This is a genomic window from Pseudomonas sp. Tof1 (genome assembly GCF_055390395.1).
On sequence record NZ_AP024344.1, the window covers coordinates 1711936 to 1732338 of the forward strand.

Sequence of the window (20403 nt, forward strand, 5' to 3'; positions counted from 1 at the left end):
CCGGTTGGCCGGCCTGTGGGCGATCATGGATTGACCTGACCTGCATCAGTCCGCCTTCAGGCGCCTTATGCTAATTAACGCTTTGTTGCGCAGTTCTTAACGCTGATTGTTGAGTTGCGCGGGTTTTTCCGGCGGTCGGTAATGTTTATCATGGCCGGCTGCCACGTCTCGTGGATTTTTCCTACCCGGACGTCGCCCATTTTCAAGGAGTGCTGAATGACCTTTTCCTTCGCCGCCAAGGCCGCCGTGTTGCTGCTGTTCGTGGGCAGTACGCTCTACGTGCATCTGCGGGGCAAGGCGCGTTTGCCGGTATTGCGCCAGTTCGTCAACCATTCGGCGCTGTTCGCTCCGTATAACGCCCTGATGTACCTGTTTTCCGCAGTGCCGTCCAGACCGTACCTGGACCGCAGCAAGTTCCCCGAGCTGGATGTGCTCAAGGACAACTGGCAGGTGATCCGCGAGGAAGCCATGCACCTGTTCGACGAGGGCTACATCCGGGCCGCCGAGAAGAACAACGACGCCGGCTTCGGTTCGTTCTTCAAGAAGGGTTGGAAGCGTTTCTACCTCAAATGGTATGACAAGCCGCTGCCGTCGGCCGAAATGCTCTGCCCGAAGACCGTCGAGCTGGTCAGCCGCATCCCCAACGTCAAGGGCGCGATGTTCGCCCTGCTGCCCGGCGGCAGCCACCTGAACCCGCACCGCGATCCGTTCGCCGGTTCGCTGCGTTATCACCTGGGCCTGTCGACGCCGAACTCCGACGATTGCCGGATTTTCGTCGATGGCCAGGTCTACGCCTGGCGTGACGGTGAAGACGTGATGTTCGACGAGACCTACGTGCACTGGGTCAAGAACGAAACCGAGCAGACCCGGGTCATCCTGTTCTGCGACGTCGAACGGCCGTTGAGCAACCGCCTGATGACCTCGATCAACCGTTCGGTCAGCGCCTTCCTGGGCCGTGCCACCGCACCGCAGAACGTCGATGACGAGCGCGTGGGCGGGATCAACCAGGCCTATGCCTGGAGCAAGCGCTTCAGCGACAACTTCAGCAGCGTGGTCAAGCAGTGGAAGCGCAAGCATCCCAAGGCCTACCGCGTGATGCGTCCGGTGCTGGCGGTCCTGGTGGCCTGGGCCCTCGGCTACTGGCTGTTCGGCTGATCTATTGCAATAGGTGGCGAGCGCTGGTTATAGTCAGCGCTCGGTGCATCGCCTGATTCACCGTCGTTTCCCCTCACTGAAGATCTGCCTATGCCAGCTTCCTCCCTCAACGCGGTCGTCGTTCCAGCGCTCAACGCTGGCGTAGTGCCGTGCGGAAGCCTGCAACCGCTGCAGATCAGTCATTACCCACCACCTGTCAGTAGCACGCCGGTGTGCGCCGTCGTATCACCGCCAGGCGTCGTTGGCATTCGGGGCTGATCAGCCAGCGTTGCTGTTCTCCTGCCTGCCCGCCTGAAAAAAACCTACTGAATCTTCAGCTTCACAGCTGAGTTGGCATTTGCCTGAATCACAGGTGGTATCCATGTTGGTCATTTCAAAGCAATCCGCGACTGCGGCGGCTTCGACGAGTCTGTTCGTGCTGCTCTGGAGCAGCGGGGCGATCTTCTCCAAGTGGGGCCTGGCCCATGCCTCGCCGTTCGCCTTTCTGCTGGTGCGTTTTTCCATTGCCCTGCTGGGCCTGCTGTTGCTGGTCCCGCTGCTCAAGTTCAAGTTGCCCAAAGGCGGCAAGCCGCTGCGTTATGCCGCGGCGACGGGGCTGGTGTTGCTCGGCGCCTACCAGATCTTCTATCTGCTGGCGCTGGACCTGAAGGTCACGCCGGGCGTCATGGCGACGATCATGGGCGTGCAGCCGATCCTCACGGCGGTGCTGATGGAGCGCCAGCGCTCCTGGAGCCGGATATTCGGTCTCGGGTTGGGGCTGGCGGGGCTGATCCTGGTGGTCTACCAGGGCATCGGCCTGGCGGGCATGTCGCTGGCCGGGATGCTCTTCGGCCTGCTGGCGCTGGCGAGCATGACCTTCGGTTCGATCATGCAGAAGCGCATCACCGACAATCCCCTCGGCACGCTGCCGGTGCAGTACCTGGCCGGGCTGCTGTTGTGCGGAGTGTTCGTGCCGTTCCAGCCGTTTCATGTCGAGACCGGCAGTGGCTTCATCATTCCGGTGCTGTGGATGGGGCTGGTGGTGTCGGTGCTGGCGACGTTGTTGCTGTACCGGCTGATCGCCCGGGGCAATCTGGTGAATGTCACCAGCCTGTTCTACCTGGTGCCGGCGGTGACGGCGGTCATGGATTACCTGATCTTCGGTAACCGGCTGGCGTTGCTGAGCATGCTCGGGATGGGGTTGATCATCGTCGGCCTGGTATTCGTGTTCCGCAAGGCGGGTTGATGCGTCTCTGGAACGGGTACGGCAGCCTGGTGCTGTTGTGCCTGTTCCGGAGCATTCGCGGGCAAGCCCTGCTCCTACAGGATGGCGTCGCTCCGTGCGATCCACAATCTGTAGGAGCCGGGCTTGCCCGCGAATGGGCCCTCAAATTTCCTACAGCGTTACCGCTGCGCCACGGCGCCGGCTTTCGCCACCGCCGGCTTCAACACCAGCCACAACGCCACCGCGATCAATACCCCGCCGTACAGATGCGCCATCGACAGCGGCTCATCGAGAAACAATGCCCCCCACAACACTCCGAATGCCGGGATCATGAAGGTCACGGTCATCGATTTCACCGGCCCGATATTGCTCAGCAGCTTGAAATACACGATGTAGGCGAACGCCGTGCAGATCAGGCCGAGCCCCAGCAGCGCACCCCAGACTTCAAGGCCGCCCCAGCTTGCCGGCGGGTGGCTGATGGCGCTGGCGGCGAAGAACGGCAGGATCACCAGCGTCGCACCGAACATGCTGCCCAGGGCCGACAGCCGTGGGTCGAGCCCGCCCTGATGGTCGAGCCAGCGCCGGGTCAGGAAGCCGGCGAAGCCATAGCTGGTGGTGGCGAGCAGGCAGGCGCCCGCACCCAGTAGCAGGTCGAGGTCGAAGGTCACCGGGCCGGCCCGGGTCAGCACCGCCACACCGAACAGCCCGAGGAAAATCCCCAGCAGCTTGTTCAGCGTGAGCTTTTCGTGGAAGAACAGGCCGCCGATCAGCACCCCCATCAACGGCGTGGTGGCGTTGAAGATCGACGAGTAGCCGGCCGGCAGCACCTTGGCCGCCACCGAATACAGGGTCGCCGGCAGCCCCGAGTTGATCACCCCGAGCAGCAGGCAGATCTTGAACTTGCCCTTGAAGTCCCATTTCACGCGCATCAGCGCGAGCATCGCCAGCAGGCCGACAGCCGCGATCGAGACACGAAAGAACGCAGTGGGAAACGCACCCAGCACAGGGGCAATGATGCGCATGAACAGGAAGCTGGCGCCCCAGACGGCAGCCAGGCTGAACATGCGGACGATATCGGCGGGATTCACGGTGGGCTTCCTTGGCAGGCTAGGGCGAGCAAGTGTGTCGGGATGTTACGTTCAGGGCAAGGTTGCACAACACGATGACAGGCTTCTAAGCTCAACGGGCTCGCGACCAGAACAACGAACGAAAAATCCCGCAGAGGTTTGACTATGCCGCAGCAATGGCCGGCCGCCGATATCGCCCGTACGATCCTTGATGGCTTCGATAACTATCGCGAGCATTTTCGCCAGATCACCGATGGCGCCCGTACCCGCTTCGAGGGCGCACGCTGGCAGGAGGCGCAGGCGGCATCGGCGGCGCGGATCAATCTTTACGAAGAGAAGGTCGCCGAGGTCAATGCCCGGTTGCGGGCCGGGTTCGAGGCCGAGTCGTTGCTCGATGTGGGCATCTGGCCGCTGGTGAAAAGCGCCTATATCAGCCTGATCGATGTGCGCTTCGACGATGAACTGGCGGAAACCTGGTACAACTCGGCCTTCTGCAGCCTGTTCAGTCACGACCTGATCAGCGACGGCTGCATGTTCATCCACACCACCCGGCCGTCCCTGCGGCGCGCGCGGGCGGCGCAGACGCGGATCTATCGCCCGCAGGGCGAACTGTCGGGCATGCTCGAACGGATCTTCACCGACTATCGCTTCAGCGAGGATTACGCCGACCTGTCCGGCGACCTGCGGCGCCTCGAAGCGCAACTGCGCGAAAGCCTGCCGGACTGGGTGTGCAAGGACCCGGAACTGAGCGTCGAGCTGTTTTCCTCGGTGCTCTATCGCAACAAGGGCGCCTACCTGGTGGGGCGCATCTACACTCACGACGAGCAGTGGCCGCTGGTGATCCCGTTCCTGCACCGCGAGGGCCGCGGGATCCGTATCGATGCCTTGATCACCGACGAGGCCGAGGTGTCGATCATCTTCTCCTTCACCCGTTCCTATTTCATGGTCGATGTGCCGGTGCCGGCGGAGTTCGTCGGTTTTCTCAAGCGCATCCTGCCGGGCAAGCACGTGGCCGAGCTGTACACCTCGATCGGTTTCTACAAGCACGGCAAGTCGGAGTTCTACCGGGCGCTGATCGACCACCTGGCCAACACCGACGACCGTTTCATCATGGCGCCCGGGGTGCGTGGCATGGTCATGAGCGTGTTCACCCTGCCGGGCTTCAACACGGTGTTCAAGATCATCAAGGACCGCTTCTCGCCCTCGAAGAACGTCGACCGGGCCACGGTGATCGAGAAGTACCGGCTGGTGAAGAGCGTCGACCGGGTCGGGCGCATGGCCGATACCCAGGAGTTCGCCGACTTCCGTTTCCCCCTGGGCAAGTTCGATCCGGCCTGCCTCGAGGAGTTGCTGGAGGTGGCGCCGTCCACCGTGCAGGTCGAGGGCGAGACGGTGCTGATCCGCCACTGCTGGACCGAGCGGCGCATGACCCCGCTGAACCTCTACCTCGACAACGCCAACGAATCCCAGGTGCGCGAGGCGCTGGATGACTATGGCCTGGCGATCAAGCAACTGGCGGCGGCGAACATCTTCCCCGGCGACATGCTGCTGAAGAACTTCGGGGTCACCCGCCATGGCCGGGTGGTGTTCTATGACTACGATGAAATCTGCTTCCTCACCGAAGCCAACTTTCGCCATATCCCGCCGCCGCGCACCCCGGAGGACGAAATGGCCTCCGAGCCCTGGTACTCCATCGGTCCGCTGGACGTATTCCCCGAGGAGTTCCCGCCCTTCCTGTTCGCCGATATCGGCCAGCGCCGGCTGTTCGCCCAGTTGCACGGCGAGCTGTACGACGCCGATTACTGGAAGGGGCTGCAGGAAGCGATTCTCGCCGGCAAGGTCATCGACGTGTTCCCGTATCGGCGGCGGGCACTGGACAACGAGTAGGCTTGGCCAAGGCGGGCTCGCCACAGAGAGGGGCAAATCTGCGACAATCCGCCCCTGCCTACATAGACGACCCTTGCCGAGCCGATGACCGACGAATCGCCCACTATCGACCAACTGCTGAAAAACCTCGACCTTGCCATGATCGCCGACCGCCACCGCCTGCGGCGGCAGTTGCTCGACCTGCGCAAGAAACCCGATGAAGCCAGGCTGGCTCAGTGGGTCGAGAGAATGCAGGCTTCCTGCGCCCTGGTCACGGCGCGGCGCCAGAGCGTGCCGACGATTCGCTACGACGACAGCCTGCCCATCGCCGCCAAGCGCGACGAGATCAAGGCGGCGCTGCTCAAGCACCAGGTACTGGTCATCGCCGGCGAGACCGGCTCGGGCAAGACCACCCAGTTGCCGAAGATCTGCCTAGAAATCGGCCGCGGCCAGCATGGCCTGATCGGTCATACCCAGCCGCGGCGTATCGCTGCGCGCAGCGTGGCGAGCCGGGTCGCCGAGGAACTGGCGACACCGCTGGGCAGCCTGGTCGGCTACCAGGTGCGGTTCGAGGACCAGAGCGATTCCAACACCCTGGTCAAGCTGATGACCGACGGTATCCTGCTGGCGGAAACCCAGAACGATCGCTACCTCGAACGCTACGACACGATCATCGTCGACGAAGCCCACGAGCGCAGCCTGAACATCGACTTCCTGCTCGGCTACCTCAAGACCCTGCTGCCGCGGCGCCCGGATCTCAAGGTGATCATCACCTCGGCGACCATCGACCTGGAGCGTTTTTCGAAGCACTTCAACGATGCACCGATCGTCGAGGTGTCGGGGCGCACCTTCCCGGTGGAGACCTGGTACCGGCCGATGACTTCCGAGCAGGACGAGGAAGGCAACCGGGTCGAGGACGACCTCACCGTCGATCAGGCGATCCTCGCCACCCTCGACGAGATCGCCGCCCATGAGCGCCATGAGCGCAAGAGCCCCGGCGACGTGCTGGTGTTTTTGCCCGGCGAACGCGAGATCCGCGATGCCGCCGAGATGCTGCGCAAGGCCCAGCTCAAGCACACCGAGATTCTTCCTTTATACGCGCGGCTGACACCGGCCGAGCAGCAGCGGATCTTCCAGTCCCACGCGGGGCGTCGGGTCGTGCTGGCGACCAACGTCGCGGAAACCTCGCTGACCGTACCGGGCATCCGCTACGTGATCGACAGCGGCACCGCGCGTATCAGCCGCTACAGCTACCGCGCCAAGGTCCAGCGCCTGCCGGTCGAGGCGATCTCCCAGGCCAGCGCCAACCAGCGCAAGGGCCGTTGTGGGCGCGTCGAACCGGGGATCTGCGTACGCCTGTACAGCGAAGAGGATTTCAACGGCCGGCCGGAGTTCACCGATCCGGAAATCCTGCGCACCAACCTGGCGGCGGTGATCCTGCAGATGCTGCACCTGCGCCTGGGCGAGATCACCGCGTTCCCGTTCATCGAGCCGCCGGACGGCAAGGCCATCAGCGACGGCTTCAACCTGCTGCAGGAACTCTCGGCGGTTACCCGCGACAACCAGCTGACCCCGCTCGGCCGCCAGTTGGCGCGCCTGCCGGTGGACCCGCGCATGGGCCGCATGCTGCTGGAGGCGGCCAAACTCGGCAGCCTGCAGGAAGTGCTGATCGTCGCCAGCGCCATGTCGGTGCAGGACCCGCGCGAGCGCCCGCCCGAGCGCCAGCAGGCCGCCGACCAGGCCCACGCGCAGTGGAAGGACGCCGATTCGGACTTCGCCGGGCTGATCAACGTCTGGCGCGGTTTCGAGGAGCAGCGCCAGGCCCTCGGGGCGAGTGCCTTGCGCAACTGGTGCCGGAAGAACTTCCTCAATTACCTGCGCATGCGCGAATGGCGTGACTCCCACCGACAGCTGGCGCTGATCTGCCGCGACCTGCAACTGGCGATCAACAAGGAGCCGGCCGACTATCCCAAGCTGCACAAGGCGGTGCTGTCCGGCCTGTTGAGCCAGATCGGCCAGAAGACCGAGGAAGGCGACTACCTCGGCGCGCGCCAGCGGCGCTTCTGGGTCCACCCGTCCTCGGGCCTGGGCCGCAAGCGGCCGCAGTGGCTGATGACCGCCGAACTGGTGGAAACCACCAAGCTCTATGCGCGCATGGTCGCCAAGATCGAGCCGGACTGGATCGAGCCGCTGGCCGGGCACCTGATCAAGAAGAACCACTTCGAACCCCACTGGGAGAAGAAGCGCGGCCAGGTAGTGGCCTTCGAGCAGATCACCCTATTCGGCCTGATCGTGGTCGGCCGGCGGCCGGTGCATTTCGGCCCGGTCGACCCGGTGGTTTCGCGCGAACTGTTCATCCGCGAGGCGCTGGTGCGCGGCGAAATCCAGTCCAGGGCCAAGTGCCTGGGTGCCAACACCCGCCTGCTCGAACAGCTCGATGAACTGGAGGCCAAGGCCCGTCGGCGCGACATCCTCGCCGACGAGGAAACCCTGTTCGCCTTCTACGACGCGCGCCTGCCGGCGGAGATCCACCAGACCGCGACCTTCGACAGCTGGTACCGTGTCCACAGCCAGAAGAATCCGCAACTGCTGATCATGCGCGAAGAAGACGTGCTGGCCCGCGAGGCCAGTGAAGTCACCGCCGCGCAGTACCCGGACACCCTGCATCTGGGCGATCTGACCCTGGCGCTGAGCTATCACTTCGAACCCAACCACCCCCGCGACGGTGTGACCCTGCGCGTGCCGGCGCCGCTGTTGCCGATGTTGCCCGCCGAGCGCCTGGAGTGGCTGGTGCCGGGCCTGATCGAGGCCAAGTGCATCGCCCTGGTACGCAACCTGCCCAAGGCCCTGCGCAAGAACTTCGTGCCGGTGCCGGACTTCGTCAAGGCGGCGCTGCAACGCATCGACTTCGCCGAGGGTTCGCTGCCCCAGGCGCTGGGGCGTGAGCTGCTGCGCATGACTGGCGCGCGGGTCAGCGACGAGGCCTGGGCCGAAGCGGCGCAGCAGGTGGAAAGCCACCTGAAGATGAACCTCGAAGTGGTCGACGCCCAGGGCAAGTTCCTCGGCGAAGGCCGTGACCTGGCGGAACTGACCGCGCGCTTCGCCCAGGCCAGCCAGGCGGCGCTGGCCGTGCCGCAAACCGCGAAAAGCCAGCAGCCGGTGGAAGCCAAGGGTTTCGCCGCTGTCGCCGAGACCACCCAGCAGAAGATCGCCGGCCTGTCGATGACGGTCTATCCGGCACTGGTGGAAGAGGCGGGTACGGTCAAGGAAGGGCGCTTCTCCACCCCGGCCGAAGCCGAGTTCCAGCATCGTCGGGCGTTGCAGCGGCTGTTGCTGCAGCAACTGGCCGAGTCGGCGAAGTTCCTGCGCGGCAAGCTGCCGGGCCTGACCGAGCTGGGCCTGCTGTATCGCGAGCTGGGTCGTGTCGAAGCGCTGGTGGAAGACATCCTGTTGGCCAGCCTCGACAGTTGCATCCTCGACGGTGAAGACCCGCTGCCCCGCGACGGTGCCGGCCTGGCGTCCCTGGCCGAGCGCAAGCGCGGCCACTGGACCGAGCATGCCGAGCGCCTGGCACGCCTGACCCTGGAGATCCTCAAGCTCTGGCACGGCCTGCAGAAGCGCTTCAAGGGCAAGATCGACCTGGCCCAGGCGGTGGCGCTCAACGATATCAAGCAGCAACTGAGCCACCTGGTCTACGCCGGGTTCGTCCGGGAAACGCCGGGGCTCTGGCTGAAGGAATTGCCGCGCTATCTCAAGGCGATCGAGTTGCGCCTGGAGAAGCTGCCGGCCCAGGTGCAGAAGGATCGGGTCTGGAGTACCGAGCTGGGCGGCCTGTGGAGCCAGTACCAGGCCCGCGCGGCCAAGCATGCCCAGGAAGGCAAGCGCGACCCGCAACTGGAACTGTATCGCTGGTGGCTGGAGGAGTACCGGGTCTCGCTGTTCGCCCAGCAGTTGGGGACCCGGGCACCGATCTCGGACAAGCGCCTGAACAAGCAGTGGAGTCAAGTGGAAGCCTGACCATGGGCAAAGGCCCATTGATCTTCACAATGGGCCAAACTCCCGTGTTTATGGCACACTTCGCGGATAAATGCCCGGTTCAGCGATTGAGCCGCAAGAAAACCACCCGGCGTCATCCCCTTTGTCAGGGGTTGGCCTTTTTACATGTTGGTACGACTGTACCAATGCCTTCTGCCTGAACAGAACATAGAGGAACGACCGTGCATAACGTCGTCATCAGCGGCACCGGCCTGTACACCCCGGCCAACAGCATTTCCAACGAAGAGCTGGTGCACTCTTTCAATACGTATGTACAACAGTTCAATGAAGAAAATGCGGCGGCCATCGAGCGCGGCGAGGTTCAGGCCTTGACCGAGTCCAGCGCCGCCTTCATCGAAAAGGCCTCGGGCATCAAGAGCCGCTTCGTCATGGACAAGGACGGCATTCTCGATCCGCAGCGCATGAAGCCGCGCCTGCCCGAGCGCAGCAATGACGAGTGGTCGATCCTCTGCCAGATGTCCGTGGCCGCCGCCGAACAGGCCCTGCAACGGGCCGGCAGGACCGCCGCGGACATCGACGGGGTGATCGTCGCCTGCTCCAACCTGCAGCGCGCCTATCCGGCGATTGCCATCGAGGTCCAGGAAGCCCTCGGTATCCAGGGGTTCGGTTTCGACATGAACGTCGCCTGTTCCTCGGCGACCTTCGGCATCCAGAACGCCTGCAACAGCGTGCAACTGGGCCAGGCCCGGGCGATCCTGATGGTCAACCCGGAGATCTGCACCGGCCACCTGAACTTCCGCGACCGCGACAGCCACTTCATCTTCGGCGATGCGGCGACGGCGGTGATCATCGAACGGGCGGACCTGGCCACCTCGGCCCACCAGTTCGATATCGTCAGCACCAAGCTGCTGACCCAGTTCTCCAACAACATCCGCAACAACTTCGGCTTCCTCAACCGCGCGGGAGAAGAGGGGATCGACGCCCGCGACAAGCTGTTCGTCCAGGAAGGGCGCAAGGTGTTCCGGGATGTCTGCCCGATGGTGGCGGAACTGATCAGCGAGCACTTGCAGGAGAACCAGCTGAATGTCGGCGACGTGAAGCGTTTCTGGCTGCACCAGGCCAACCTCAGCATGAACCATCTGATCGTCAAGAAACTGCTGGGTCGCGACGCCACCGCAGAGGAAGCCCCGGTGATCCTCGACACCTACGCCAACACCAGTTCGGCCGGCTCCGTGATCTCGTTCCACAAGAACCAGGACGATCTGGCGGCCGGTTCCCTGGCGGTGCTCAGTTCGTTCGGTGCCGGCTATTCGATCGGCAGCGTGATTCTGCGCAAGCGCTGATCGAGCGGCGGCATGTGGAAAAAGACAGCGTCGCGATAGTCTCAAAAAGCCACTACTGAAAGCGCAAAGCCCCGTAAAACGGGGCTTTGCGCTTTTTTCTGTCGGCTCGAAAAAGTTCCGCTGTCATAAAAGCTTTATATAAAGGCAACGGTCCTGAAATAACCCCACGCCAAGATTCCCTCCCAACAAAGCGGGTCAGTCCCCGGCAACAGCCGTGCCCCCGCACGATGACAGCGGACGTCGCAAAAAAGACCCGAAGCGTTTGAATCCAGAGGAGCGAAACAATGAACAAGTGCACCTTGGCCCTGGCAGTGGCCGTAGGGGTTTTGTCCCAACAAGCATTTGCCGAGAGCCAGGCTGACGCCAAAGGTTTCATCGAAGGTGCTACGTCGACCCTGGGTCTGCGTAACTACTACATCAACACCGACAACCGCAGCGGCAAGCCGGCCCAGAGCCTGGTGTCGGAATGGGGCCAGGGCTTCGACCTGCGTTTCAACTCCGGCTACACCCAGGGCACCGTCGGTTTCGGTCTGGATGTGATCGCTCTGGAAGGTATTCGCCTGGATTCCGGTCGTGGCACCAACGGCGCCACCACCACTTCCTACGGCACCACCATGTTCCCGGCCGAATCCACCGATGGCAAGAACGCCAAGGCCGTCAACGATTTCGGCAGCCTGGGCGTGACTGGCAAGGTGCGCGTTTCGCAGACCGAACTGAAAGTCGGTACCCTGATGCCGAACAACCCGGTCATCAAGTACAACGACGGTCGCCTGCTGCCGCAGACCTTCACCGGTGGCGAGCTGAAGTCGAACGAAATCAAGGACCTGACCCTGGTCGCTGGCCAGGTGGAAGCGGCCAAGGGCCGTAACTCCAGCAACGACGAAGGCCTGTCCCTCGCCGGTGCCAACAGCCCGACCTCGAGCGGCCGTCGCAGCAACAAGTTCTACTACGGTGGTGCCGACTACAAGATCACCAAGGACCTGACCGCTTCGTTCTACCACGGCGAGCTGAAGGACTTCTACTCGCAGAACTTCCTGGGCCTGGTGCACAACTGGGCAATCGGCCCTGGCGTACTCAAGAGCGACCTGCGCTACTACCGCAGCCGTGACAACGGTGCCAATGGTGATACCAGCGCCTACTTCACCACGGGCTACTACGATGACAAGCCAGCCAACAGCCGTACCAAGGGCAAGGTCGACAACGACCTGTACAGCTACCTGGCCCTGTACTCGATCGAAGGTCATACCTTCGGTGCCGGCTACCAGTACACCAAGGGTGACAGCGACTTCCCTTGGCTGAACCAGGGTGACGGTTCGTCCAACAGCACCATCACCGACGCCCAGATCCAGAAGTTCGCCCGTGCCGGCGAGCGTACCTGGCAGGCTCGCTACGCCTATGACTTCGCCAAGGTTGGCGTACCTGGCCTGACCGCCGGCGTGACCTACCTGCACGGCGACAACATCCAGAACGCCGCGGGTGACCAGAGCGAGTGGGAGCGTGACATCAGCCTGGCCTACGTGATCCCGCAAGGCACCTTCAAGAACCTGGGCTTTGCCTGGAAAAACGCCATGTGGCGTACCAACTCGGCCGTGGCTTCCAGCACCCAGGACGAAAACCGCCTGATCGTCAGCTACTCGATTCCACTGCTGTAAGCACTGTTGTGTAAGCTCTTTTTCACTTCACGCCCTGCTCGGCACACTGCCGGCGGGGCGTTTTTTTGCCTTTTGCGCTGTCATTACGGACGTCTTCGCGGCGGTTCGGCGCCCCGACAAGCCCTGCTCCTACAGAGTCGCGTCTTGCACGAGTCCTGCCCACGGCGCTGCCCTGTAGGAGCAGGGCTTACCCGCGAAGAGGCCCCCCACAATCGCTACAAGTCCCGTTAGCCCATCATCCGCAAATCATCTCTGCAACGTCTGTCTGAACTCGTTGCACCATGGTGTTCCCACGCCCGTCCCCAGTCCAATGAAATAGTTTTTAATCTCCTCTCCCTGCGCGATACTGCCCCGGCGAATGCACCTGCCCTGGGGATATCGATGCCGCTACAACGCCTGCAAAGCCTTGCCGAGATCGCGCCCGAGGATTGGGATGCGCTGGTGCCGTCGGGGCAACCCTTCCTGCGTCACGCCTTCCTCAGCGCCCTGGAGGACAGCGGCAGCCTCGGCGAGCGTTCCGGCTGGCAGCCGGAGCATCTGCTGCATATCGAGCAGGGGCGGCTGATCGCCGCGTTGCCCAGCTATCGCAAGTGGCACTCCTACGGCGAGTACGTGTTCGACCATGCCTGGGCCGACGCCTGCCAGCGTGCCGGTATCGCCTACTACCCCAAGCTGCTCACCGCCGTGCCGTTCAGCCCGGTCGGCGGCCCACGGCTGCTGGCGGCCAGCGCCGAGGACGGTGTCGAGTTGCTGTCGGCGTTGCCGGGCTATCTGGAGATCGAGGAACTGTCCAGCGCTCACATCAACTTCACCGACGCCCTGGCCGATGCCGCCCTGGCCGGGCAACCGGGCTGGCTGCAGCGCCTGGGTTGCCAGTACCACTGGCAGAACCGCGACTACCGGGATTTTCAGGATTTCCTCGACGCCTTGAGCTCACGCAAACGCAAGCAGATGCGCAAGGAACGCGAGCAGGTGTTGGCCCAGGGTTTCGAGTTCGAGTGGCTGGAGGGCAGGGCGTTGACGCAGGCGCAATGGGACTTCGTCTACGCCTGCTACGCCAACACCTACGCGGTGCGGCGCCAGGCGCCATACCTGACGCGGGCGTTCTTCAGCCTGCTGGCCGAACGCATGCCGGAGGCGATCCGGGTGGTCATGGCCCATCAGGGAGGGCGGCCGGTGGCCATGGCCTTCAGCCTGATCGGCGGCGACAGCTTCTACGGGCGCTACTGGGGTTGCCTGGCGGAGTTCGACCGCCTGCACTTCGAGACCTGTTTCTACCAGGGCATGGACTACGCCATCGCCCAGGGCCTGAAACGCTTCGATGCCGGAGCCCAGGGCGAGCACAAGCTGATTCGCGGCTTCGAACCGGTGATCACCCACTCCTGGCACTACCTGCGCCACCCCGGCCTCAAGGCGGCGGTGGCGGATTTCCTCGAACGGGAGCGGGTCGGCATCCTGGAATATGCCGAGCAGGCGAGGGCGGCGCTGCCTTACCGGCAGGCCTGACCCTCGAGGGCACGCTCAGTCGATCCCGACGAAGCCACCGGTCTGGTGCTGCCACAGGCGCGCATACAGGCCGCCGCGCGCCAAGAGCTCGGCATGGCTGCCGGTTTCGGCAATGCGCCCATGCTCCAGTACCACCAGGCGGTCCATGCGGGCGATGGTCGACAGGCGGTGGGCGATGGCGATCACCGTCTTGCCTTCCATCAGTGTTTCCAGGCTTTCCTGGATCGCCGCTTCCACTTCCGAGTCCAGCGCCGAGGTCGCTTCGTCCATGATCAGGATCGGCGCGTTCTTAAGCAGTACCCGGGCAATGGCGATGCGCTGGCGCTGGCCGCCGGAGAGTTTCACCCCGCGCTCGCCGACATGGGCATCGAAGCCGGTTCGCCCCTCGGCATCCGAGAGCAGTGGAATGAACTCGTCGGCCCGGGCCTTGAGCACCGCCTCGTAGAGTTGCGCATCGCTGGCATCCGGCCTGCCGTAGAGCAGGTTGTCGCGAATCGAGCGGTGCAGCAGCGAGGTGTCCTGGGTAATCATGCCGATGTGCTCGCGCAGGCTTTCCTGGGCGACCTGGGCGATGTCCTGGCCGTCCACCAGGATGCGCCCGCCCTGTAGGTCATACAGGCGCAGCAGCAGGTTGACCAGGGTCGACTTGCCGGCCCCGGAAGGGCCGATCAGGCCGATCTTCTCGCCCGGGCGAATGGTCAGGTTGAGGTCCGAGATCACTCCGCTGCGCTTGCCGTAGTGGAAATCGACATGTTCGAAACGCACCTCGCCACGGCTCACCGCCAGGCGTGGCGCCTGTTCGCGGTCGGTGACGGTGATGGGCTGGGCGATGGTCTGCAGGCCGTCCTGGACCATGCCGATGTTCTCGAAGATGCCGTTGACCACCCACATGATCCAGCCGGACATGTTGACGATCCGGATCACCAGGCCGGTGGTCAGGGCGATGGCGCCGACCGACACCAGCGACTGCGTCCACAGCCACAGCGCCAGGCCGGTGGTGGTGACGATCAGCAGGCCGTTCATGCTGGTGATGGCGACGTCCATGCTGGTGACCACCCGTGATGCCAGTTGGGTCTTCTCGGTCTGCTCCACCAGCGCCTCGCGGGCGTACTGCTGCTCGAAATGGGTGTGGGCGAACAGCTTCAGGGTGGTGATGTTGGTGTAGCCGTCGACGATCCGCCCCATCAGCTTGGAGCGCGCGTCGGAGGACTCCACCGAGCGCTGCTTGACCCGCGGCACGAAGTAGTAGAGCGCACCGCAGTAGCCGGCGAGCCACAGCAGCAGCGGGATCATCAGGCGCCAGTCGGCTTCGACGAACAGCACCAGCGCACTGATCACGTAGATCAGCACGTGCCACAGCGCATCGACCGCCTGCACGGCGGAGTCGCGCAGCGAGTTGCCGGTCTGCATGATGCGCTGGGCGATGCGCCCGGCGAAATCGTTCTGGAAGAAATTCAGGCTCTGGCGCAGCACGTAGCTGTGGTTCTGCCAGCGGATCAGGCTGGTCATGCCCGGGCTGATGGTCTGGTGCACCAGCAGGTCGTGCAGGCCGAAGAAGATCGGCCGCAGCACCAGCGCGACCACCAGCATCCACAGCAGCTCGCCGCCGTGCACCGAGAAGAACTCGGTATTGGGCGTGCCCTGGGCCAGGTCGATGATCCGGCTCAGGTAGCTGAACAGGGCCACTTCGATCAGGGCGGCGAACAGCCCGACGATCAGCAGGGCGACGAAGCTCGGCCAGACCTGGCGCAGGTAATACAGGTAGAAGGGCAGGACCTTGTTCGGAGGCGCGGCGGTGGGAGCGTCGCGGAAGATGTCGATCAGTTGTTCAAAGCGACGATAGAGCATGGGGTCTGATGCCCGTCGATCGGGCTCTCCTTGGAGGTGAAGCCGCGCCGGCCGGGGCTTCCTGCCCGCGGCCGGCTGCTGCCGTTAGTCGATGCGCTTGGCCGACTTGATGTACACCGGGTCCACCGGCACGTCGGACATGCCCTGCTTGTTGGCGGTCGGCGAGTTGACGATGATGTCGACCACCTCCATGCCCTTGACCACCTTGCCGAACACCGCGTAGCCGGCGTCGCGGCCCGGGTCGAGGAAGTCATTGTCCTTGACGTTGATGAAGAACTGGCTGGTGGCCGAGTTCGGGTCCGAGGTCCGCGCCATCGCCAGGGTGCCACGCACGTTGTGCAGGCCGTTGCTGGCTTCGTTGCGGATCGGCGCCTGGGTCGGTTTCTGCACCATCTGCGCGGTGAAACCGCCGCCCTGGGCCATGAAGCCCGGAATCACCCGGTGGAAGATGGTGTTGTTGTAGAACCCGCTGTCCACATAGGACAGGAAGTTCTTGGTACTGATCGGCGCCTTGACCGGGTCCAGTTCGATTTCGATGGTGCCGTTGGTGGTCACCAGTTGCACGTGAGGCGCCTTGGTCGCCTCGGTGGCGGCCATCAGGTTGGCGGCGAACAGGACGGAGCCGGTGAACAGGGCGATTTTTTTCAGCATGGTTCAGTGATCCTGGGTGGTGGTTTCGACTGCGCTCAGAAACTCGAGCAGGGTCCGGTTGAAGACCTGGGGTTGGTCCAGTGGGGTAGCGTGACGGGAGTCGGCGATGACTACCAGTCGGGCATCGGGAATAAGTTTGACATAGCTTTGCTTGAGCGAGACCGGCGTGTAGTCCCGGTCGGCGCTGACGATCAGGGTTGGACAGGTAATCGCCGACAGTCGTTCCTGCACGCCCCAACCGACGATGGCGTCGAAGCTGGCGAGATAGGCGCGCTTGTCATTGCTGGCCCAGCGCTCGGTCATCTTGCGGCGCAGTTCGGCCTGTTCCGGCTTGGGGAACAGCATGGAGCCGAGGGCCCTGCCGATGCTGTTGAGGCTCAGCAGGCGCGCCAGGCTCCAGCGCTTGGCCCACTGCCAGTAGTCGTTGGCGCTGCGTACCTTGACCTCCGGGGCGCTGTTGACCACGCACAGGCTGCGCAGCAGCCGGGGGCGGTCGACCGCCAGCTGGAAACCGATCATGCCGCCCATCGACAGGCCCACCAGGTGTGTCGGGCCCAGCTCCAGGTGCTCGATCAACGCCACCACGTCGGCGGTGAAGCCGGCGATGCTGTAGCGCTGGCGCGGCTTGTCGGAGCGGCCGTGGCCACGGATGTCGACGACGATCACCCGGTAGTGCTCGGCCAGTACCGGCACCTGCAGTTCCCAGTCCTGGCCGCTGGAGCCCAGGCCGTGGACCAGCAGCACCGGAGTACCCTGGCCATGCTCTTCGTAGTGCAGCAGGCAACCGTCGTGTTCGAAATAGGCCATCGGTCAACGTCCTGTCAGGCTTGCAGGGGCGCGGCGAACGGTGCGTCCAGCGGCGCGGTGTCGAAAGTGCGCAGCAGCTCGACGAGAATCTGCGTGGCCGGCCCCAGGGGTTTGTCCTTGTTCGAGTACAGGAAGAACGTCGGGTGGCGGCTGCCGCCCTGATCCAAGGGTAGTTGCTTGAGCAGCCCTTCGCGGATTTCCCGCTCGATCAGATGGCGCGGCAGCCAGGCGAAGCCCAGGCCATTGCCGACGAAGGTGGCGGCGGTGGCCAGGCTGCCGACGGTCCAGCGCTGTTCGGCGCCGAGCCAGCCGACGTCCCGTGGCTGCTGGCGCCCGGAGTCGCGGATCACCACCTGCAGCTGGCTTTCCAGGTCCTGGAAGGTCAGTTGCCGTTGCAGGCGGTGCAGGGCGTGCTCCGGATGGGCGACGGCAACGAACTCCACCGCGCTCATTTCGGTACCCAGGTAGCCGGGGATATTGAAGCTGCTGATGGCCAGGTCGGCGACGCCTTCAAGCAGCACCTCCTCGACCCCTGACAGCACCTCCTCGCGCAGACGCACCCGGCAACCGCGGCTCTGCGGCATGAACGCGGTCAGCGCCCGCACCAGCCGGGCGTTGGGGTAGGCGGCGTCGACCACCAGGCGAACCTCGGCCTCCCAACCCTGCTCCATGTGGTGTGCCAGGTCCTCGAGCTGGCTGGCCTGCTTGACCAGTTGCCGCGAGCGCCGCAACAGCACCTCGCCGGCTTCGGTCAGCACCGCCTTGCGCCCGTCGATGCGCAGCAGCGGCACGCCGAGCTGATCCTGCATGCGGGCCACGGTGTAGCTGACGGACGACTGCGAGCGGTGCAGGGCTTCGGCCGCCTGGGCGAAGCCTCCGTGATCGACCACGGCCTGCAACGTTCGCCATTGATCGAGGGTCACGCGGGGCGCTTTCAAGTTGGGTTCCTCTTGTCCTAAGCTGGCGGTCCACATTGGAGACCGTCGAATGAGAAAGTTCTGTTGCGTATTGCTGGCCCTGCTGCCGGTCAGTGCCCTTGCCTACCCGATCGATGTCGAGAAACAGCTCAATGGCCTGAGCATCGACTACACGGCCCATGACACCGACCAGGACATCGGCTCCCTCCAGTTGAACAACTACGGCAAGACCGATGCGGTGTGCAAGGTGGTCTTCATCAACGGTCCCGAGGCGCCGAAGACCCGCCAGGTGGAGGTATCGGCCGGGAAAACCGTGAACGTCACCGCCAAGTTCAACCGCAAGATCATCCGGCTGCGAATGAACCTCAGCTGCACGGCGAAATGAAAGCACGGGCGGGTTACCGACAAGCATGCGCTTTCTATTAACAAATTTATAGATAGATTGAAGCAGATTTTTCCGCTTTTTAATCGATATAGTCCTGTTTAATCTTTGCTCCATCGACTTAACGCCTTCACCGATGGAGCACTTCCCATGTCCCGCGTACTGATCATCGAAAGCAGCGCCCGCCAGCAAGACTCGGTTTCCCGTCAACTGACCCAGCAATTCATCAGCCAGTGGAAAGCCGCGCATCCCGCCGACGAAATCACTGTACGGGACTTGGCGCAGAACCCGGTGCCGCATCTGGACATCAACCTGCTGGGTGGCTGGATGAAGCCGCAGGAACAGCGCAATGCGATAGAACAGGCGTCTCTGGAGCGCTCCAACGAACTGACCGACGAACTGCTGGCCGCCGACGTGCTGGTGCTGGCCGCGCCGATGTACAACTTCGCCATCCCCAGCACCCTCAAGGCCTGGCTGGACCACGTGCTGCGTGCCGGCGTGACCTTCAAGTACACCGAAACCGGCCCTCAGGGCCTGCTGACCGGCAAGCAAGCCTACGTGCTGACCGCCCGTGGCGGGCTGTATGCCGGTGGCACCCACGATCATCAGGAACCCTACCTGCGCCAGGTGCTGGCCTTCATCGGCATCCATGACGTGGACTTCATCCATGCCGAAGGCCTGAACATGGGCAGCGACCTCCACGAGAAGGGCCTGAACCAGGCGAAAGCCCGTCTGGCCCAGATTGCCTGAGGTCTTAATCTTCAGCTAATCGCGAAGGGGTTAACTGTCTGCAAGTTCATCAAACAGCCCCTTCATGTTGTTTGCGCATCGAACCTCCCTTTGCACTGGTTGCTCCTGAGTGCATGTAACCCGATCCGGCCCCGCTGCCCGATCGGGTTTTTTTATGGCCGCGTGGCGCAAAAGCCGTTAAGGTCGCGGCCATTCTTTGGGGGCGACATTCCCGATCCTTTCAGCAATGGCACGACTTGCTCGAAGGCGCCCCGATCCTGTAGGAGCCGGGCTTGCCCGCGAAGCTTCTAGCGGCCTCAGGGGCCCCTTCGCGGGCAAGCCCTGCTCCTACAAGAATCGGGCTTGGTCACCACATCTATGGGGCATTTATGGGTTACCTGCTTATCGTCACGCTGATCCAGGCGTTTTCCTTCAACCTGATCGGCGAATACCTCGCCGGCCATGTCGACAGCTACTTCGCGGTGCTGGTACGGGTGGTGCTGGCCGGGCTGATCTTCATCCCGCTGACCCGCTGGCGCCAGGTGCCGCCGGCCTTCATGCGCGGCATGCTGCTGATCGGCGCCCTGCAGTTCGGCATCACCTACGTCTGCCTGTACCTGAGCTTCCGCGTACTGACCGTGCCGGAGGTCCTGCTGTTCACCATTCTCACCCCGTTGCACGTGACCCTGATCGAAGACGCGCTCAACCGGCGCTTCAACCCCTGGGCGCTGGTCGCGGCCCTGGTGGCGGTCAGCGGTGCGGCGGTGATTCGCTACGACCGGATCAACCCGGACTTCTTCATGGGCTTCGTGCTGCTGCAACTGGCCAACTTCACCTATGCCGCCGGCCAGGTCATGTACAAGCACCTGGTGGCGCGCCACCCCAGCGACCAGCCGCACTATCGGCATTTCGGCTACTTCTTCCTCGGTGCCCTGGCGGTGGCGTTGCCGGCCTTCCTGCTGTTCGGCAAGGCCCGCTATCTGCCGGACGGTACCCCGCAGTGGCTGGTACTGGGCTTCCTCGGCGTGATCAGTACCGCGCTGGGCATGTACTGGTGGAACAAGGGCGCCTGCCTGGTCAACGGTGGCACCCTGGCGGTGATGAACAACCTGCACGTGCCGGTGGGTCTGCTGATGAACCTGCTGATCTGGAACCTGCAGGAAGACCTGCTGCGCCTGTTCGTGGGCGGCGGCGTCATCCTGGCCGCCGTCTGGATCAGCCGCCTGGGCGTGCGTCGGCCTGCCAGCCTGCAACGCTCCTCGTAGGAATCGACTTGCTGG

Annotated in this window: 15 protein-coding genes; 10 read left to right on the top strand and 5 right to left on the bottom strand. The window is 63.6% G+C overall.

The window, feature by feature from the left end; all coding sequences use genetic code 11:
- The first annotated feature begins 216 nt into the window (after window positions 1–216).
- Both ACZ5KU_RS07930 and ACZ5KU_RS07935 read left to right on the top strand, forming a co-directional pair.
- Window positions 217–1155, top strand: a complete 939-nt coding sequence (locus tag ACZ5KU_RS07930; protein WP_054058327.1) for an aspartyl/asparaginyl beta-hydroxylase domain-containing protein — start codon at window positions 217–219, stop codon at window positions 1153–1155.
- A 361-nt stretch (window positions 1156–1516) separates the two neighbouring features.
- Window positions 1517–2380: a DMT family transporter gene (locus ACZ5KU_RS07935; RefSeq protein WP_464737009.1), complete on the top strand. Its 864-nt coding sequence runs from the start codon at window positions 1517–1519 to the stop codon at window positions 2378–2380.
- Between the two features lie 158 nt (window positions 2381–2538).
- Here the strand turns inward: ACZ5KU_RS07935 and ACZ5KU_RS07940 are convergent, their stop codons facing one another.
- Window positions 2539–3447 carry a DMT family transporter gene (locus ACZ5KU_RS07940; protein ID WP_464737010.1) on the bottom strand — a complete coding sequence of 303 codons (909 nt, stop codon included), beginning with the start codon at window positions 3445–3447 and terminating at the stop codon, window positions 2539–2541.
- A 144-nt stretch (window positions 3448–3591) separates the two neighbouring features.
- Here ACZ5KU_RS07940 and aceK point away from each other — a divergent pair, with 144 nt between their 5' ends.
- The 5 genes from aceK to ACZ5KU_RS07965 all read left to right on the top strand — a co-directional run bounded on the left by aceK (window position 3592) and on the right by ACZ5KU_RS07965 (window position 13789).
- Window positions 3592–5313, top strand: coding sequence for a bifunctional isocitrate dehydrogenase kinase/phosphatase (gene aceK / locus ACZ5KU_RS07945; protein WP_464737011.1), 1722 nt, complete (start codon window positions 3592–3594; stop codon window positions 5311–5313).
- Window positions 5314–5397: 84 nt separating this feature from the next.
- On the top strand, window positions 5398–9309 hold the full coding sequence (gene hrpA, locus ACZ5KU_RS07950; protein ID WP_054058324.1) for an ATP-dependent RNA helicase HrpA: 3912 nt from the start codon (window positions 5398–5400) through the stop codon (window positions 9307–9309).
- Between the two features lie 200 nt (window positions 9310–9509).
- Window positions 9510–10631 carry a beta-ketoacyl-ACP synthase III gene (locus tag ACZ5KU_RS07955; protein ID WP_464737012.1) on the top strand — a complete coding sequence of 374 codons (1122 nt, stop codon included), beginning with the start codon at window positions 9510–9512 and terminating at the stop codon, window positions 10629–10631.
- Between the two features lie 284 nt (window positions 10632–10915).
- Window positions 10916–12283, top strand: coding sequence for an OprD family porin (locus tag ACZ5KU_RS07960; RefSeq protein ID WP_054058322.1), 1368 nt, complete (start codon window positions 10916–10918; stop codon window positions 12281–12283).
- A 381-nt stretch (window positions 12284–12664) separates the two neighbouring features.
- The gene (locus ACZ5KU_RS07965; protein WP_054058321.1) at window positions 12665–13789 is read left to right on the top strand and encodes a GNAT family N-acetyltransferase; all 1125 of its coding nucleotides are present in this window, start codon (window positions 12665–12667) and stop codon (window positions 13787–13789) included.
- 15 nt (window positions 13790–13804) lie between these two features.
- Here ACZ5KU_RS07965 and ACZ5KU_RS07970 read toward each other — a convergent pair whose 3' ends face one another.
- The 4 genes from ACZ5KU_RS07970 to ACZ5KU_RS07985 form a co-directional block, all read right to left on the bottom strand.
- Window positions 13805–15637 (bottom strand): ABC transporter ATP-binding protein, encoded by a 1833-nt coding sequence (locus ACZ5KU_RS07970; protein ID WP_054058320.1) that lies wholly within the window; start codon window positions 15635–15637, stop codon window positions 13805–13807.
- Window positions 15638–15721: 84 nt separating this feature from the next.
- Window positions 15722–16288 carry a peptidylprolyl isomerase gene (locus tag ACZ5KU_RS07975; RefSeq protein WP_054064041.1) on the bottom strand — a complete coding sequence of 189 codons (567 nt, stop codon included), beginning with the start codon at window positions 16286–16288 and terminating at the stop codon, window positions 15722–15724.
- A 3-nt stretch (window positions 16289–16291) separates the two neighbouring features.
- A complete protein-coding gene (locus tag ACZ5KU_RS07980) occupies window positions 16292–17095 on the bottom strand; it encodes an alpha/beta fold hydrolase (RefSeq protein ID WP_054058318.1) in 804 nt (267 codons plus the stop codon).
- Window positions 17096–17109: 14 nt separating this feature from the next.
- Window positions 17110–18033: a LysR family transcriptional regulator gene (locus ACZ5KU_RS07985; RefSeq protein WP_054064042.1), complete on the bottom strand. Its 924-nt coding sequence runs from the start codon at window positions 18031–18033 to the stop codon at window positions 17110–17112.
- Window positions 18034–18082: 49 nt separating this feature from the next.
- On the opposite strand from ACZ5KU_RS07985, the gene ACZ5KU_RS07990 reads away from it, so the two are divergent.
- From ACZ5KU_RS07990 to ACZ5KU_RS08000, 3 genes are all read left to right on the top strand, one after another.
- On the top strand, window positions 18083–18397 hold the full coding sequence (locus ACZ5KU_RS07990; RefSeq protein ID WP_054058317.1) for a hypothetical protein: 315 nt from the start codon (window positions 18083–18085) through the stop codon (window positions 18395–18397).
- Window positions 18398–18544: 147 nt separating this feature from the next.
- Window positions 18545–19144 carry an FMN-dependent NADH-azoreductase gene (locus ACZ5KU_RS07995; RefSeq protein ID WP_464737013.1) on the top strand — a complete coding sequence of 200 codons (600 nt, stop codon included), beginning with the start codon at window positions 18545–18547 and terminating at the stop codon, window positions 19142–19144.
- 368 nt (window positions 19145–19512) lie between these two features.
- On the top strand, window positions 19513–20388 hold the full coding sequence (locus ACZ5KU_RS08000) for a carboxylate/amino acid/amine transporter (protein WP_054058315.1): 876 nt from the start codon (window positions 19513–19515) through the stop codon (window positions 20386–20388).
- Window positions 20389–20403 lie beyond the last annotated feature (15 nt).

Coding starts and splice junctions, on each gene's coding strand:
- ACZ5KU_RS08000 (WP_054058315.1), top strand. CDS start 19,513: ATGGGTTACCTGCTTATCGTCACGCTGATCCAGGCGTTTTCCTTCAAC.
- ACZ5KU_RS07935 (WP_464737009.1), top strand. CDS start 1,517: ATGTTGGTCATTTCAAAGCAATCCGCGACTGCGGCGGCTTCGACGAGT.
- hrpA (WP_054058324.1), top strand. CDS start 5,398: ATGACCGACGAATCGCCCACTATCGACCAACTGCTGAAAAACCTCGAC.
- ACZ5KU_RS07965 (WP_054058321.1), top strand. CDS start 12,665: ATGCCGCTACAACGCCTGCAAAGCCTTGCCGAGATCGCGCCCGAGGAT.
- ACZ5KU_RS07975 (WP_054064041.1), bottom strand. CDS start 16,288: ATGCTGAAAAAAATCGCCCTGTTCACCGGCTCCGTCCTGTTCGCCGCC.
- ACZ5KU_RS07970 (WP_054058320.1), bottom strand. CDS start 15,637: ATGCTCTATCGTCGCTTTGAACAACTGATCGACATCTTCCGCGACGCT.
- ACZ5KU_RS07990 (WP_054058317.1), top strand. CDS start 18,083: ATGAGAAAGTTCTGTTGCGTATTGCTGGCCCTGCTGCCGGTCAGTGCC.
- ACZ5KU_RS07980 (WP_054058318.1), bottom strand. CDS start 17,095: ATGGCCTATTTCGAACACGACGGTTGCCTGCTGCACTACGAAGAGCAT.
- ACZ5KU_RS07960 (WP_054058322.1), top strand. CDS start 10,916: ATGAACAAGTGCACCTTGGCCCTGGCAGTGGCCGTAGGGGTTTTGTCC.
- ACZ5KU_RS07930 (WP_054058327.1), top strand. CDS start 217: ATGACCTTTTCCTTCGCCGCCAAGGCCGCCGTGTTGCTGCTGTTCGTG.
- aceK (WP_464737011.1), top strand. CDS start 3,592: ATGCCGCAGCAATGGCCGGCCGCCGATATCGCCCGTACGATCCTTGAT.
- ACZ5KU_RS07995 (WP_464737013.1), top strand. CDS start 18,545: ATGTCCCGCGTACTGATCATCGAAAGCAGCGCCCGCCAGCAAGACTCG.